Origin of the sequence: Paraburkholderia sp. BCC1884 (assembly GCF_900996225.1) — a bacterium.
GTDB lineage: Bacteria > Pseudomonadota > Gammaproteobacteria > Burkholderiales > Burkholderiaceae > Paraburkholderia.
The window spans coordinates 1-433 of sequence record NZ_CAAJGL010000040.1; the positions used below are offsets into that span (position 1 = coordinate 1).

General features: G+C 70.9%; 2 pseudogenes. Both read right to left on the bottom strand.

What is annotated here, in order from left to right:
- Positions 1–302: pseudogene (locus tag FQ705_RS02900) on the bottom strand (riboflavin synthase); the annotation flags it as partial.
- A pseudogene (locus FQ705_RS02905) lies at positions 224–433 on the bottom strand (hypothetical protein); the annotation flags it as partial. The pseudogenes FQ705_RS02900 and FQ705_RS02905, both read right to left, overlap by 79 nt.

The window sequence follows — 433 nt, forward strand, 5'->3', positions numbered from 1 at the left end:
GGCGCCAGCACGCGCAGCTCGTGCGACTCGCCCACCGGCGCGAAATGCGTGACCGTCCCGAGCCCGTCCACATGGCCCGACACGATATGCCCGCCCAGCCGGTCGTGCGCGCGCAGCGCCTTCTCGAGATTGCCCTCGCCCGGCTCGCTCAGGCCGACCGTCTTGTTCAGGCTCTCGCGCGATACGTCGACGGTGAAGGTTTCGGCGGTGGTCTCGATCGCCGTCATGCAGGCGCCCTGGATCGCGATGCTGTCGCCGAGCGCGACATCGCCCAGGTCGAGCCCGCCGGCGCGGCGGCGAAGCGCGCGAGAATGCGCAGCTCGTCGCCGATCCGGTCGATGGTATGGAATTGCAGGCGCGTGCGCTGTTCCAGCGTGGCCGGCGCGGCGAGATTGAACATGCCGGCCGCGTTGTCGCCGAGCAGGGTCGGCGC